Origin of the sequence: Rhizobium fabae (assembly GCF_003985135.1) — a bacterium.
Lineage (GTDB): Bacteria > Pseudomonadota > Alphaproteobacteria > Rhizobiales > Rhizobiaceae > Rhizobium > Rhizobium pisi.
Window position 1 is genome coordinate 134743 of the sequence record NZ_ML133660.1, and the last position, 13959, is coordinate 148701.

At 61.5% G+C, this 13959-nt stretch carries 17 protein-coding genes and 1 pseudogene; 7 read left to right on the forward strand and 11 right to left on the reverse strand.

Features of this window, described 5'->3' with window-relative positions:
- Nucleotides 1–40: 40 nt before the first annotated feature.
- Entirely contained in the window at nt 41–2824 is a 2784-nt protein-coding gene (locus EFB14_RS28045; RefSeq protein WP_126829722.1) for a bifunctional diguanylate cyclase/phosphodiesterase, read from the reverse strand.
- 184 nt (nt 2825–3008) lie between these two features.
- On the reverse strand, nt 3009–3602 hold the full coding sequence (locus EFB14_RS28050; protein WP_126829723.1) for a TetR/AcrR family transcriptional regulator: 594 nt from the start codon (nt 3600–3602) through the stop codon (nt 3009–3011).
- A 146-nt stretch (nt 3603–3748) separates the two neighbouring features.
- On the opposite strand from EFB14_RS28050, the gene EFB14_RS28055 reads away from it, so the two are divergent.
- A complete protein-coding gene (locus tag EFB14_RS28055) occupies nt 3749–4147 on the forward strand; it encodes a RidA family protein (RefSeq protein WP_126829724.1) in 399 nt (132 codons plus the stop codon).
- Here EFB14_RS28055 and EFB14_RS28060 read toward each other — a convergent pair.
- Nucleotides 4119–5000, reverse strand: a complete 882-nt coding sequence (locus EFB14_RS28060; RefSeq protein WP_126829725.1) for a LysR family transcriptional regulator — start codon at nt 4998–5000, stop codon at nt 4119–4121. The genes EFB14_RS28055 and EFB14_RS28060 overlap by 29 nt on opposite strands.
- 209 nt (nt 5001–5209) lie before the next feature.
- Here EFB14_RS28060 and EFB14_RS28065 point away from each other — a divergent pair, with 209 nt between their 5' ends.
- Nucleotides 5210–5668, forward strand: a complete 459-nt coding sequence (locus tag EFB14_RS28065) for a DUF3237 domain-containing protein (protein ID WP_126829726.1) — start codon at nt 5210–5212, stop codon at nt 5666–5668.
- Nucleotides 5669–5706: 38 nt separating this feature from the next.
- Here the strand turns inward: EFB14_RS28065 and EFB14_RS28070 are convergent, their stop codons facing one another.
- From EFB14_RS28070 to EFB14_RS28090, 5 genes are all read right to left on the reverse strand, one after another.
- Complete coding sequence (locus EFB14_RS28070) at nt 5707–6816, reverse strand: sulfite oxidase (RefSeq protein WP_281015455.1); 1110 nt, start codon at nt 6814–6816, stop codon at nt 5707–5709.
- Nucleotides 6817–7031: 215 nt separating this feature from the next.
- Nucleotides 7032–7643: an ATP-dependent Clp protease proteolytic subunit gene (locus EFB14_RS28075; protein ID WP_126829728.1), complete on the reverse strand. Its 612-nt coding sequence runs from the start codon at nt 7641–7643 to the stop codon at nt 7032–7034.
- A 44-nt stretch (nt 7644–7687) separates the two neighbouring features.
- The gene (locus EFB14_RS28080) at nt 7688–8047 is read right to left on the reverse strand and encodes an SRPBCC family protein (RefSeq protein WP_126829730.1); all 360 of its coding nucleotides are present in this window, start codon (nt 8045–8047) and stop codon (nt 7688–7690) included.
- Complete coding sequence (locus EFB14_RS28085; protein ID WP_007628095.1) at nt 8044–8358, reverse strand: ArsR/SmtB family transcription factor; 315 nt, start codon at nt 8356–8358, stop codon at nt 8044–8046. The genes EFB14_RS28080 and EFB14_RS28085 overlap by 4 nt, the downstream gene beginning before the upstream one ends.
- A 184-nt stretch (nt 8359–8542) precedes the next feature.
- Nucleotides 8543–9484, reverse strand: a complete 942-nt coding sequence (locus EFB14_RS28090; RefSeq protein ID WP_126829732.1) for an NmrA family NAD(P)-binding protein — start codon at nt 9482–9484, stop codon at nt 8543–8545.
- 74 nt (nt 9485–9558) lie between these two features.
- Between EFB14_RS28090 and EFB14_RS28095 the strand changes: the two genes are divergently transcribed.
- Nucleotides 9559–10359: an AraC family transcriptional regulator gene (locus tag EFB14_RS28095; protein WP_126829734.1), complete on the forward strand. Its 801-nt coding sequence runs from the start codon at nt 9559–9561 to the stop codon at nt 10357–10359.
- Nucleotides 10360–10492: 133 nt separating this feature from the next.
- Here EFB14_RS28095 and EFB14_RS28100 read toward each other — a convergent pair whose 3' ends face one another.
- Nucleotides 10493–11131 (reverse strand): TetR/AcrR family transcriptional regulator, encoded by a 639-nt coding sequence (locus EFB14_RS28100; protein WP_126829736.1) that lies wholly within the window; start codon nt 11129–11131, stop codon nt 10493–10495.
- A gap of 53 nt (nt 11132–11184) precedes the next feature.
- Between EFB14_RS28100 and EFB14_RS28105 the strand changes: the two genes are divergently transcribed.
- From EFB14_RS28105 to EFB14_RS28115, 3 genes are read left to right on the forward strand one after another with little or no spacing between them, the layout of a single operon-like run.
- Nucleotides 11185–11565, forward strand: a complete 381-nt coding sequence (locus EFB14_RS28105; protein WP_126829738.1) for a hypothetical protein — start codon at nt 11185–11187, stop codon at nt 11563–11565.
- Nucleotides 11566–11576: 11 nt separating this feature from the next.
- Nucleotides 11577–12350 (forward strand): SDR family NAD(P)-dependent oxidoreductase, encoded by a 774-nt coding sequence (locus EFB14_RS28110; protein ID WP_126829740.1) that lies wholly within the window; start codon nt 11577–11579, stop codon nt 12348–12350.
- Nucleotides 12351–12383: 33 nt separating this feature from the next.
- Nucleotides 12384–12755 carry a VOC family protein gene (locus EFB14_RS28115; RefSeq protein WP_126829742.1) on the forward strand — a complete coding sequence of 124 codons (372 nt, stop codon included), beginning with the start codon at nt 12384–12386 and terminating at the stop codon, nt 12753–12755.
- A 60-nt stretch (nt 12756–12815) separates the two neighbouring features.
- Here EFB14_RS28115 and EFB14_RS28120 read toward each other — a convergent pair whose 3' ends face one another.
- The gene (locus EFB14_RS28120) at nt 12816–13550 is read right to left on the reverse strand and encodes a phosphotransferase (protein ID WP_126829744.1); all 735 of its coding nucleotides are present in this window, start codon (nt 13548–13550) and stop codon (nt 12816–12818) included.
- Between the two features lie 87 nt (nt 13551–13637).
- On the opposite strand from EFB14_RS28120, the pseudogene EFB14_RS28125 reads away from it, so the two are divergent.
- Nucleotides 13638–13784, forward strand: a pseudogene (locus tag EFB14_RS28125) (DUF3237 family protein); the annotation flags it as partial.
- Here the strand turns inward: EFB14_RS28125 and EFB14_RS33275 are convergent.
- Nucleotides 13779–13959, reverse strand: a 181-nt coding sequence (locus EFB14_RS33275) for a hypothetical protein (protein ID WP_208661907.1), incomplete at its 5' end; no start/stop codon positions are given. The pseudogene EFB14_RS28125 and the gene EFB14_RS33275 overlap by 6 nt on opposite strands.

A 13959-nucleotide genomic window follows, 5' to 3' on the forward strand; every position in this document is an offset into this window, starting at 1 on the left:
CTTGTGCAGAAGCTTTATGAGACGCTAGCCGTAGCGATGCTCAAGCCGCCTTCTCAACCCCCGCCTCGCCCATCGCCTGCGGCCTTCCGAGCAAATAACCCTGCGCCTCGTCGCACTGCTCTTCGAACAACGTGTCCAGCTGCGCCTGCGTTTCCACGCCTTCCGCCAGCACCGGGACCTCCAGGCTGCGGCCGAGCGCAAGGATGGCTCTGACGATCGCCTTGGATTGCGGGCTGCTCTCGACCTCGGCCATGAAGCTCTTGTCGAGTTTGATCTTGTCGAAGGGAAACGCGCGCAGTGTCTCCAGCGACGAGTAGCCGGTGCCGAAGTCGTCGATCGCGATCGAGACGCCGAGAGCCTTGATCTGCCGCATGGTGCGCAACGCCTTGTCCTTGTCGACGATGATCGAGCTTTCGGTGATCTCGATTTCGAGGCGGCGCGGATTGAGGCCGGTTTCGGAGAGGATGCCTGCTACGACAGTCGCCATGTCGGCATGGCCGAGCTGGATCGGCGACAGGTTGACCGCGATCTTGTAGCTGTTGTTCCAGCTTGCGGCCTCCCGGCAGGCTTCCCGCAGAACCCATTCGCCGATCGGAAGGATCGCGCCGCATTCCTCGGCAAGGCCGATGAAGTCCATCGGCGGGATGTTGCCGAGTTCGTGGTGGCGCCAGCGCAGCAGAACTTCGTATCCGGTGATCTCCCCGGTCCGCACGGATTTCTGGACCTGATAGTGCAGATGAAGCTCATCGCGATCGATACACGCCCAGAGGTCGTTGGCGAGCGCGCGGCGGCGGCGCGCGGTCTCGTCCATGGCCGCCTCGTAGAAGCACACCTTCTGCAGCAGTGATTGCTTGGCGCGGTACATGGCAAGATCGGCATTGGCGAGAAGCCCGTCGACGCTCTCGGCATCGCCGGGATAGATCGCAACACCGAGGCTGGCGCCGGTCTTAATCTCAAATCCGTCGACGGAGATCACGCCGGCCAGGGCGCCTTCCAGGCGCGCGATGAAATCGTGCAGGGCGCTGAGATCGTCGAAGCGCTTGGTCGCGGAGAACTCGTCGCCGCCGAACCGGGCGATCAACTCGCCCTCCTGCCGCGCCTCGCCGAGACGCCGCGTGAGCTCGACCAGAACCATGTCGCCGACGCCGTGCCCGTGCTGGTCGTTGACCTCCTTGAACTTGTCGAGGTCGATGCCGATGACGGCGACCTTGCCCCTCACCCTTTCCGCGACCATCAGCTCCTCGGAGACGCGCTCGCCGAACTGCAACCGGTTCGGCAGGCCCGTCAGCGCATCATGCGTGGCAAGGAAGGCGACCTGCTCCTCTGACTTCACGCGGTCGGTGATGTCTTCGAAGGTGACGACCCAGCCGCCATTCTGCAGGATGTTGACCTTTTGCTGGATGGATATCCCGCTGGGGTATTTGTGAACCGCGCTGCCGGCGCCCGCCCTGATCAGCGCCATGTTCCTGGCATAGTGGGCCTCGGCCTGCATCGAGGCCTCGGCGGGATCCTCGCCGCGGGCGGAATATCCGATTTCGACGATCTGCCGGTACTGCATGCCCGGACGCACCGACCCCTCGGGAAATCTGAAGATTTCGAGATAGCGCTTGTTGCAGAGGAGCAGGCGCTCGTCCCTGCCGAACAGGCAGATGCCCTGCCCCATGTTTTCGAGGGCGGCGTCGAGATTGCGGCTGACCTCCTCGATCCGGTCGGCATCCGCCTTCTGCTTGCTGTTGTCCTTGGTAATCTTCGCATAGCCGATCAGCTCGCCGGCCTCGTCGTGGATCGCGTCGATCACCACGTGGGCCCAGAACGAGGATCCGTCCTTGCGGTAGCGCCACCCCTGGGCTTCGAACTTGCCGTCAGTGCGGGCGGTCTTAAGCGCCCGTTGCGGGCTGCCTCTGCTGCGGTCTTCATCCGAATAGAACAGCGAGAAATCCTTGCCGACGATCTCATCGGCCGTATAGCCCTTGATGCGCTCGGCGCCTGCATTCCAGTTGCTGACCTTTCCATCCAGATCGAGCATGTAGATTGCGTAGTCGGTCACGCCCTCGATCAGGAGCTTGAAGTTGCGCTCCGCCTTGGCGGCTTTGACGTCCGAATGCACGGCAAACATGGCGGCCGCAAAACCCGCCGCCAGCAGCGAGAATGTGACGGCGGCGATCGTCACCGCCATGACTTCAGGCGAAAGCAGCGTTGAGGGATCGAGTGCAGCCGCATCGGGGGTGACGGTCACACCCGCCATCGCGGTGAAATGAAGGGCGACGACACCAAGCGTTAACACAAGCGTCGGTGCGAACCTGCTGACGACAGACCGGTCGCGCCTTACCGAAAGTCGGAAGGCTGCGACCGAAAAGGCGATGCCGAGAACGACCGACGCCGCCACAAACCTGCTGTCCCAGGACAAATCGCCCGGAAGTTCGATCGCCAGCATTCCGGCAAAATGCATCGAGCCGATGCCGGCTCCAAAAAGCACGCCTGCCAGGATATTTGCCACCCAGCGCTCATAGGCCATCTTGGCGGCAACCGCGGCCGATGTCGCCACGATCGCGACCAGCAGCGAAACCAGCGTCAATCCGGCGCGATAACCGACGACGACGCCGGGGTCGTATGCCAGCATGGCGACGAAATGCGTGGCCCAGATGCCGAAACCGCCGGCCGCACCGGCCGTCGCAATCCATACCCACCGGGCCGCCCCTTCGGACGATGTTGCCCGATGCAGCAGAACCATCGCGCAATGGCTCGCGAGAAAGCAGATCAAACCCGCGAGACCGACCAGCGCAAGATTATGCTGCTGGGTAACGCACGTCAGAACGGTGAACATGAAACAGACCCTCAATTCGGCGCGACGCTAAGCAGCGCGCCTTAAGGAAGGTTGAAAAACACCGGGCATCTATCTGACTAAGCGCGGCAAACCCGGCCCGCCTGCCACTTCGGACACGCTCTTGTCCGATTAGCGTTTACGCCAGGTGTCTCGATATGGTGAACGGATTTTCACCCCTCTGAGGTCACGACGGCTTCAGAAGCAAACCTGCCGCCAGGGCCTGAAAAGCCTCGACCGCCCTAGGCAGCACGCTCTGCGGGTTTTCGCTCGCGGCGATCCAGAGAGCGGCATTGAGAGCGGCGCCGCTCAAGAGCCGGGCCGCCGCCTCCGCGTCAACAGGCTTGAGGATGCCTTGTGTGATCAGGCGCTCGACGGCGCTCTTGGTCACCTGCAGACAGCTGTTCTGGCTCGGCCATTGCGAGGGATCGCCCAGCACCGCCGGTCCGTCGAGCAAAACGATGCGCTGGACCTCCGGATCGAGCGCCATTTCGATATAGGCCGTCCCCTCCGCCAGCAGACCCTGCCAGTCATTATCAGCCCGAGCCCCGATTTCTTGCGCGCGCGCCGCCATTTCCGTGTCCATCTGATCGACGACCGCCGCCAGCAGCCCGCGCTTATCCCCGAAATTGTGGTAGAGCGCGCCGCGCGTCAGGCCGGCATCGGCCGTCAGCTCGTCCATCGACGCGGCCGAATAGCCCCTTTGCGCAAAGGCCTTGCGCGCCGCTGCGATCAGCTTGACGCGGTTTTCCTGCATCGTTTCGCTTCGACTTTTGCCCATCGCATCCTCATTTTCACATACGACACGTATGTTAAACTTGACATACGGTCCGTATGCGAGATATTTCGATACGCCACGTATATGAAATATGGCGCCGCCTGTGAAGACTTGTCTGAGCGCCATGCCAACAAGGAAGAGAGATCAGAATGACGAAACCCCAGGCAATCTTTCCCGCCGACCGGCACGCCCTTTACGAGGAACACGGCTATTCCGCCGCCATCCGATCCGGCGACCTTCTGTTCGTATCGGGCCAGGTCGGCAGCCGCGCTGATGGCACGCCCGAACCCGATTTCGAACGCCAGGTGCGGCTCGCCTTCGAAAACCTGAAGGCGACGCTCCGGGCAGCCGGTTGCACGACGGATGACATCGTCGATATCACCACCTTCCACACCGACCCGGAAAACCAGTTCGCAACCATCATGGCCGTCAAGCAAGAGGTTTTCGGCAAGCCGCCCTACCCGAACTGGACGGCGCTCGGCGTAAACTGGCTGGCCGGCTTCGACTTCGAGATCAAGGTCATTGCCCGTATTCCGCAAGCGGCGTGATCGGCTGCTGAGCCTGCTCGCAAAGCCAGGCGCAGAACTGGCGAGGCGCAAGACGGACATCGTCGGCGCGCATCAAGGCAAAATGCCAGGCCGGCCCGCTGAGCACATAGGGGAAAGGGGCAATCAGCAGCCCCATCTCCACAAACGGGCGAAACAACAAAGGCGACAGCAGCGCCACGCCTGCGCCCGCCACCGCTGCATGGGCATCCAGCTCATGCGTAGGGTATTCGACCGCCACGAACCGCAGATCGCCCGGCGGCTCGCATCCGGCGCCCCTGAACCATTCCTGCCAATCCGGATGCGGCAACAACTCGAAATCGGCGAGTGCGCCCGGCGCCTCCAGCCTCCGCGTTCCAAGCAGACGTGGCGCCAGCATAGGCGTGACGTCAACCGGCGCGAGCCGGTATTCCTCAAGCCCTTCCCATCCGCCGAGACCCCTCCTTATGGCGACGTCGAAAGCGCTGGGATCGCGAAGATCGGGGGAGACGTCGACCTCGATCGGCGATCCCCCAGCCAAGGAATAGCGCGCCAGCCGGGGCGCCAGCCAGCGCGAGGCGAATGTCGGAGGCGCCGTCAATCTGAGTGGCGGCGTCGCAGCCTGAAACTCATCGAGCGCACCGGCAATGCCATCCAATGCCGCGCGAATTCGGCCGGCCAGTTGAGCCGCCGCAGCCGTCGGCACGACGCGCCGCCCCGCCCGCACGAACAATTTCTGGCCAAGCTCGGCCTCCAGCGTGCGGATACGCAGACTGACGGCCGCAGGCGTCAGACACAACCGCTCGGCGGCGCGGGCAAAGCTGGAGGCGGAAACGCAGGCTTCCAGAATTCGCAGAGACTCCAACGGCGGCCGCATGATCTCTTCTCTCTTGATGAGTTTTGCTTGTGAGGGTCTCAAGCAAAGCGCGTTTTGGGAACAAGGCGCCTTCAGCTAGAGCATGTCGAGCAGAGTGCACAGCGGCTTTGCGATCACGACAAATGCAAACCGAAAATCTTGAGCGCGGCAAGCGGATCTGAAAGATTGCGAGGCGCTTCAAGGTTCATGCAAACAATAGGCGATTTTCCATGTCCCTGCAATCTCGGCACTTGTTCACACTCTTCCTGACCCTTCATCCGGCCTTCGAACTCGGCCGGACGCCGGCAGGCAGCCGCCGCATATTTCCCGTTTCCGGGGGACATTTCCGCGGCGACCGGCTGAAGGGAGAGGTCTCGCCACTGATCGGTTCCGATCTCCTGCTCGGCCGCGAGGACGGCACCTTTCAGCAGGATGTCCGGCTCCTGCTCGCCGCCGACGACGGCGGCCTGATCCTGATGACCTATCGCGGCGTCAGACGCTCCTCCCCCGCCGTCGACGAGCGTCTCGCGAGAGGCGAAGCGGTCGATCCCTCGGAATACTATCTCCGGACAACCCCCTATTTCGAGACCGCAGCACCGCAGCACGCCTGGCTCAACCAGATCGTCACGGTCGCGCAAGGCGGCCGGCGCCCGGGCGGCGTCGAATACGATGTCTTCGAAATTCTATGAATTCAGCCGCCCGCCGGCATTCCGCCCCATGCGGGTGATTAGATCACGAATTCCTCATCGTACCTCTGTGGCTCGGGAACGACCGTAACCTCCACCGGAATGATCCAATTGGCCACGTAGCTCTCGCAGTCGGAACGCTGGAGGTCGGGCTGCACGCACCCCGCCCCATCGGTCGCGCGACAGCGCAGTGTATATTGCCCCGCTTCTTCAGGGGTCCACATGTACTCCCACAAGCGCCATGCAAAGGGACGTTCTGTTTCGAGGAGCCTTCCCTCGCGCCAGCCCTTGCCATCTCCCGTGCAGATCTGCACCTGCCGGATACCAGCCTCTCCGCTCCAGGCGGCTCCGAAAATCCGGTACGGTTGGCCGGCGATGAGACGCGCCCCCTGTACGGGACGCGCGATCTGCGCTTTGACCTCCATCTCCGCAAGGGGGACCAGCGTGGGTTCCCCGAGGCCGCGCTCCCAACGGAAATAGTCGCGCGCCTGCCAGTAGCCAAGGAACGGTTGCTCCACAACCGTGATATCAGTGATCCACTTGACCCAAGCCATGCCGAACCAGCCACCCACGACCGCGCGTAGCGGGTAGCCGTGATCGCGCGTCAACGGCTCCTCGTTCATCGAATAGGCAAGGATCGTGCTGTCGGCGACGGCCTTCTCAAGCGGTAAACTGCGCGCAAAAGCGATGGGGCCGGGAGAAGCCGTTTTCTTGTTCGCGTCGACGACGCCGCTGTCGGCGCCTGTGAGCAGAACCTCACATGCGGTTCGCTTGACGCCCGCCATTTCCAAAATGTCGCGCAGAAGAACACCTGTCCACGCGGCATTGCCGACGGCTCCGTTCTGCCACTGCAACCCCTCCCGCGGCGGTACATAGTAGACGCGCCCGTTCCCTGCACACTCGACGACGGCGTTGAAAGTCGTGCTCCGCATCGCCTTGATGCTGTCGAGGTCAAGTTCGATCGGCCGCTCCACCGCCCCGCCAACGCGCAATCTCCAGTCTCGCGCATCGAGGTCCGGCGACGGGAAATGGTTTCGCACGAAGAACAGCTCGGTTGGGATCAGCCAATCGGAGAGCGACGCAAACGGAAACTCGATATTCTGTGGAGATTTCTGTCGAACTATTAGACTGGGTTGCTGTGGCGTCGGCATTGTCCTCGTCTCCCCTTTCAAGAACACAACGTCGGCTCTCGGTCGCGCGAATTCCGGTTCGATCACACCGCCCCTCGCAGTGCGTCTGTCGCATTCCGCCTTCGATCGACCCATTTCGGCCGTTGAACTAATCATCGCTCGAAAGCGGACGCAGAACAACTGGACGAGGTGGCACCAAACAAGTGTCGCTTTAATCGGGATTTTTGCGGCAAGGCTTATAGGCTGCTCGTATCTTCCCGAACCTTCAGAATACGGTCGATAAGACCCCATTCAAGCGCCTCCTCCGCCGTCATGAAGCGGTCGCGATCCATCCCGCGCTCAAAGTCTTCGTAGGAACGTCCGCAATGCTCCGCGTAGAGCCGCGTCATGCGTTGCTTGGTCTTTAAAATTTCCTCGGCATGAATCAGCATGTCGGAAGCCTGCCCTTGAAAGCCGCCGGAAGGCTGGTGAATGAGGATACTGGCATTGGGCAATGCGGCTCTTCCGCCGGGTTCGCCTGCCATCAGCAGGAACGATCCCATTGAACGGGCCGTCCCCATGCAAAGTGTATGAACCGGCGCACGGATGAAGCGCATGGTGTCGTACATGGCGAGCCCGCTGGTCACGACGCCGCCCGGCGAATTGATATAGAGGCTGATCGGCTTTTTGGGGTTTTCCGCCTCCAGAAACAGCAGTTGCGCGCAGACGAGCGCCGAAACGGTATCGTTCACCTCGCCATTGAGGAAGATAATCCGCTCGCGCAGAAGCCGGGAATAAATATCAAAGGATCGCTCCCCCCGGCTGGACTGTTCGATGACCATAGGGACGAGTTGCATCGCTTCGCGCATGGCGACCTCCAGACTTTCAGAATTTAAGGGGGAGGCTCGTCGTGTCAGGCGGCGAGCATGACGGGCGGGCTGTTGCTGTTTGCCGGCGCTCTTGCCATTCCATCGAATCTTGCGTCCGTCAGTTCGTGGACGATCCGAAGGCAAGTGCCGCCAGTGGCATTCGGGGTGACAGTGAACGTCACGGTGCTTTCAAGGAAAGGCGGGTTATCGTCACGCAGCTTGTAGCGAACTTCCTGGCCAGGGGTGACGGTGATCGCATCGGGATCAGCCAATGCTTCCTGCGGCAACCACCTTTCCCGAAGTTCGGGAATGGTGACAGCACGCCAGACCTTTTGCGGCGGATCGCCCAGGTCAAACTCCAACTCGACGCCGCTATCCCTCTCCTTGGTCTTCACTTCGTTCATTGATCCATGTCCTTCAGCAAGACTTTGAGTGCTGCGATACGCTCCGGCCAATAGGCGCGGTATTTTGCGAGCCACTGGGCGATGAGAGCCAACCCATCGGGATCGACTTCGTAATTCACGAAACGCCCCTGTCGTTCTTCCCTCACGAGCTTTGCACTGCGCAGAACTGCGAGGTGTTGCGACATCGCCGGCTGGCTAATCTCCATGCCCTCGCGCAAGGCGCTCGCGTTCATGCTCCCTGCCGCCAGCTTCTCAAAGATCGCACGGCGGGTCGGGTCTGCCAAAGCTCGGAAAAAGTCATTCTCGATCATGCGAACACATAAGCACGTACTTATGCGATTCGCAAGCGATTTCGAGGCAGCTTTCTGTTGCTGCGGAAATCCTGAGTTCAAGGCGATCGGCTCGGACGTACCTTGGGGTATGCCCGTCGCCAATCGCCTTTGCCCTGACGAAAATCTGCTCCGGCAGAATGCTTCAATCTAACCCGGAAAGGCTCTAGTCCCTGGCGGTCCACATGGGAAACGTCTCTCGTTGCTCTCCCGCTCTGACCGCCTCCAGGTAACGCGGCTTCCAAACATCGCCAATGAACGCCTCCATCGACGTGGGCAATTTTGGACGATCCTCGTGCTCCCCATGGAACCTTACGATGCCATTGTTCAAAGCGTCAGCGCTCAGGGTGTCGTCCTGCCATTTCTCCGGCGTCCCGAACCGCGCCAGAAATTCAGCTTCCACGTCTTTGCGGGTCGTCTCGATGTATCGGTACTCCACCGGCCTGCCGATCTCCTTGCCAATGATCACGGCCAGTTCGTTCATCGAGACATCTTCCGAGCCGACTTCGAGATAGACGCGGTGTCTGCCCGTCGGATTGGTCAGTTCCTTCGCTGCCAGCCATGCGATGTCATCGGTCGCCACCCAGGGCATCTTTAAATCAGGTTTGCAGAACCAGGCAATTCGACCGTATTTGGCAACCGGCCCCGTCCACGCCGACACGTCTTCCATGAACCAGGCGGCGCGCAGGTGGACCAAATTGATATTGCCAAGTTCGTTGAGCTTTTCGTCCAGATCGTGGAAGCACTCGAAATGACCCGTTTTCCCCTTCACGTCCGACCCCATGGCCGTCAGGCTTACGGCCAGTTTGACGGAGGATTTTTCGAGCGCATCGACAAAGCGCTGGGCAACAGCGGGGTAGTGTCCCTCGATGTTGTTCCAATCGGTCTTCACCATCAGGAACGCGGCATCTGCACCTTGGAAAAATTGGTCAAGGTCTCCCGCTCCTGTGTCGAAGCTTCCGAGGAATGGCTCTGCTCCGAGCTCGACCAGTGCGTCAAGCGCTGGGCCACCTCTCGACAACGCTCTGACCTGATGGCCTGATCTCAGCAGGGTCCGGGTCAGCTTGGCGCCGACTCGTCCCGTGGCGCCGACGACAGAAATTCGCATGACAGTCTCCTTTCGGTTGTTGATCACCCAGTAGTAGACTATTGCTGTCCGTACGAATTTGGAGATAATGCCAAATGATCTCAAAATCGGGCCAATCCGCAAAGCTGCGTTCCTGCTACGACGACTTTGATCCCGACTGGTCAGATCGCCCGGCCGTCGCTGTCCGCCTCGACTTCAGTGACTATGAGGCTGAAGTGCCCCAGCACCAGCACAAGGAAGGGCAGCTCATTTTGGCTCTGCACGGGGCCGTCACATGCAGGACGGAGAATGGCATCTGGATTGTCCCACCGGACTGCGGGGTCTGGATACCCGGCGGCATGCCCCACAGCAACCAGGTCACATCAAACGCACGCCTGTCCTATCTGTTCGTTCAACCCGAAGCGGCCAAGCTGCCGCAGGAGTGCTGCACTCTGTCTGTGTCGCCGATGCTCCGCGAGATGATCCTCCGACTGGCGGATGTACCGGTCAATTCTGCTCCGGACGATCATGTCGGCCGTATGGTGCGGGTCTTGCTGGATGAACTCGCGCAAATGCCGATACAGGGGCTGGACTTACCCGCGTCCAGCCATCCCAAAATCGCCGCGATCACTGCTGCCCTGATGGCGGAGCCGAGCGACCGTCGCACTCTGGTCGATTGGGCGGCACACGTTGCCATGAGTGAGCGATCCTTGAAGCGGCTGATGGTCCAGGAAACGGGACTGACCTTCGGCCGATGGCGGCGGCAACTGCACCTGGTCATCGCGTTGCGCGAACTGGCCAGCGGCGCGACGGTCCAGAGGGTGTCGAGCGACTTGGGATATGAATCCGCTACCGCCTTTATCGTCATGTTTAAGAAGGCATTGGGCACAACGCCAACGCGCTACTTCGCGAGCTGATTTGCCGAATGGCCAAATTCGGCAACGCTGGTCGGCCTTTGCATGGAAAGCCGATCACAGATCACGGCGGCTAGGACAACGTGGGAGCGGAACACCGGTTACCCTGCTGCGGTGCCCGGAAATTGCCATTCGATCAGGTCGCGGCGGACGAGATCGATCTGGGCTCTCCTGAAAAGATCTGATCACAAAGTGGAAGCAACAGGGCGCACACCGCCTCGCCGTCTCGCTGTTCGCCGCGCAAGGTGGTGAAGGTCGCGAAACTCGTGAGCGTGAACAGCAGGTCGACGATGTCGGCTTTCGCCTGTCCCTCGGCAATGCCCTGACGATCGACCAATAATCCCAATAAAGCACGACGCCGCTCGTTACGCGCGGCCAGTGCCTTGCTCAATTCGGCATCCATCGCCGCTGCGGCGAAGATTCCGCCGAGCCCTTCATTCGACATCCAGAAATCGCAGAATGTTCTGACGACCCAGGCGAGCGCGGCACGCGGCTCGGGCATCGCCATCGCCTTGGCGAGGCCGGCCAGATTGCCTTGCTCGGCGACCGCATCGAACGCGGCTTCGAGCAACCCATTCCGCGAGCCGAATTGGTTGTAGACGGTCAGCCGCGTGACGCCGACGGCCCTCGCCACGGCATCGAGCGACAGTGCCTGGCCGCCGGACTGACGGAGAATGTCCAGAGCTGCGGCAACCAGACGCGTACGCGTCTCCGCCGCCTTCGCCTCGCGTTTTTCGGTCGAATAGGGCCTTGACGGTTTGCCGGAAATAATCATTATACAACCTGTATATCGAATTAGAGATAGGCCTGTCGATCCGGACCCTCGTAATGCAAATCTTGCTGATTATCACCATCGCTGTCCATGTCCTGTCGTCGATCTTCTGGGCGGGGTCGACCTTCGTTCTCGCCAGAAACGGCGGAATGGGGGGTGCCGCGTTATTCCGTCCGCAGATCGGCGCGGCGAGCGTCTCGGTCCTGTCGGGGTCGCTACTCTGGCATCTGCTTCATCAAGGAAGCTTCCAACGCACTGAAATGATCCTCGCGACGGGGGCCGCCGCCGCGATCCTGGCCTTGCTGGTCCAGGTCATCATGATCCGGGCGGTGATGCGATCCGGGGAGGCCTCGCCGCGCGCCGCAACCGGCTATCGCGTGTCCGCCGCGCTGCTGGTCGTCACGATCATCTGCATGGCCGTGGCACAGTACGTCTGAGGTAAATGGCAATGCTCAACATTCCCCTGTTTCCCGATCTCGCCGGCAAAACCGCGCTGATCACCGGCGGCTCCGGCGGGATCGGCGCCGAGACAGCGCGCTGGTTCGCTCACAACGGCGTTCAGGTGACGATCGCCGGACGCGACCGGTCGCGGATCGAGCACATCAGAGCCTCACTCGCCACCATTTCGGCGGGCCATGCGGCGATCGAGCTCGATTGTACCAGCGCGGATCAACTCGAAGCCGCGCGTGCCACCCTGATCGAACGACAGGGTGGCCTCGACATCCTGATCGCCTTTGCCGGTGGCGGCACGAGCCGGCCTGCGCCAATCGAGCAGGTAACCGAGCGGGACTGGCGTTCCAGTCTGGACAATAACGTCACTGCGACCTTCCTCACGCTGCGAACCTTCGCGGCCGACCTCAAGAAAAGCGGCCGGGGCGCCGCAGTGACGATGGCCTCGACCGCCGGCCGAGCCCCCTCCGCCGCGCCACTCGGTTATGCCGTCGCGAAGGCGGGGATCGTCCTGCTCACCCAGCAACTCGCACAGGATCTGGGTCCCGACGGCGTGCGCGTGAACTGCATATCGCCGTCCGCGGTGCTGACCGATCGCACGGCGGAACACATGCCACCCGCGGTGCGACAGAAGATCGCCGATGCCCATCCGCTGCGCCGACTGGGAACGCCGGCCGACATCGCCGCGGCGACCTTGTTCCTGGCGTCGGAAAGCGCCGGCTGGCTGACCGGCGCGACGCTCGACATCGCTGGCGGCCGGTTGATGCACTGATTGCCGATCATTCTCTTGAAGAGGTATTACCACATGGATCTCGAACTCAATCACGCCATCGTCCACTGCACCGACAAAGCGGCGGCAGCACGCTTCTTCGCCGACCTGATCGACGCCGCACCTATGCATGTCTCGGGGCCGTTCGCCGCCGTGCGGGTCAACGATCGGCTGACGCTCGACTTCTATGACGGGAGTGCCTTCGTCTTCGGTCATTTCGCTTTCCTGGTCAGCGACCCGGATTTCGATGCGATTCTGCGCCGCGCCACGGCGGGTGAGCTGCTGTTCGGATCAGGGCCGTTTACGCGAGACCACGCGATAAATCGCCTGAATGGCGGGCGCGGGGTTTATGTCTGGGACGACGATGGCAACAGCTACGAATTCTTCACGGCCGATCCGCTGGGATGACGGCAGTCACGCATGCCCGCTTGACGATCGTCGGCGCAGCGGTCGATCCGCCGAAACTGCTCAGACAGCTCGAACTTCGGCAAGCCGCCTGACTGCATACTCGTCCTGCCAGCAGACGGCGGCTTCCCATGCGGCTGAGGCTTGCGCGGCAATGTCATGCGCGCCGTCGTCGAGATCGGCAGCGTTGCCGGGCAGGACCAGGTCAAGGTCGGGGACGTCGACATGTGACTCATCCCAGTCGATCAATGCGACCCGATCGGCGGTCATGCGGATATTGCCAGGGTTGTTCGGGTTGCCGTGGACAACGCATGTCTGACGCCCGATTAGCCGCGCCCACGCCGCTCGACATCTGACAACACCCTCAGGCGGCATCGCGGAAAGGTTGATCCTCGTTCCGGTTTCGGCATGCAGGAGGTCGGTCGACGATCGCCAGCCCGGGCGCTGCGGCCAGCCCTGCGTCAACCGATGCAGCTCGCGGAGCGTGTCGGCCACGCGACGCCAGTCGGACTCCGTCTCGGGCGGTCCGCCCTCCATGTATTTCATCACCACCAGACCGTCCACGAACAGCCGGCCGTCAGTGGTCGGAATCGGCACTGGAACGGTCATACCTTCACGGTCGAGGTGTCGGAGTAGCTCGGTTTCCCATGCGAGATCAGCATCGGGCCTGGAGCCGAGACGACCGACCGCGATCTGCCCATGGACGCGAACGCTCCACACGTCGTTGGCAACTCCACCCGTAAGCGGTTCGATGCGAACCGCATCGTCACCCCAGTGCCCGAGTGCTTCCCATCCCATTGGCGATATCCTTGGCGGCCATCATTAAAGTGACGGAAGAAATAGGAAGGTTTGCGACGCCACAATGTCCTCGGGTGGCGCAAAGCGGTCGATCCCTCGGAATACTATCTGCGGTCGACCCCTTATTTCGAGACGGCCGCACCACGGCACTCGTGGCTCAACCAAATCGTCGCGGTTGCGCGAGGCGGCCGGCGTGCTGATGGTGTCGAGTACGATGTATTCAAGATTCTATGAATTCAGACGCCCGCTTCCGGCGCATGCCGGAATGGGAAACGACAGCTCTTGGCCGATACCGTTGAAAAAGTCGGTGTTGCTGTCGGTGTGAAGTTCTGATTCAGTCGTTCCAGGCATTGGGAGGACAGTACGATGATGGGCGAGCGGACAGTGATGCAGGAAGCGCTGTTTTACG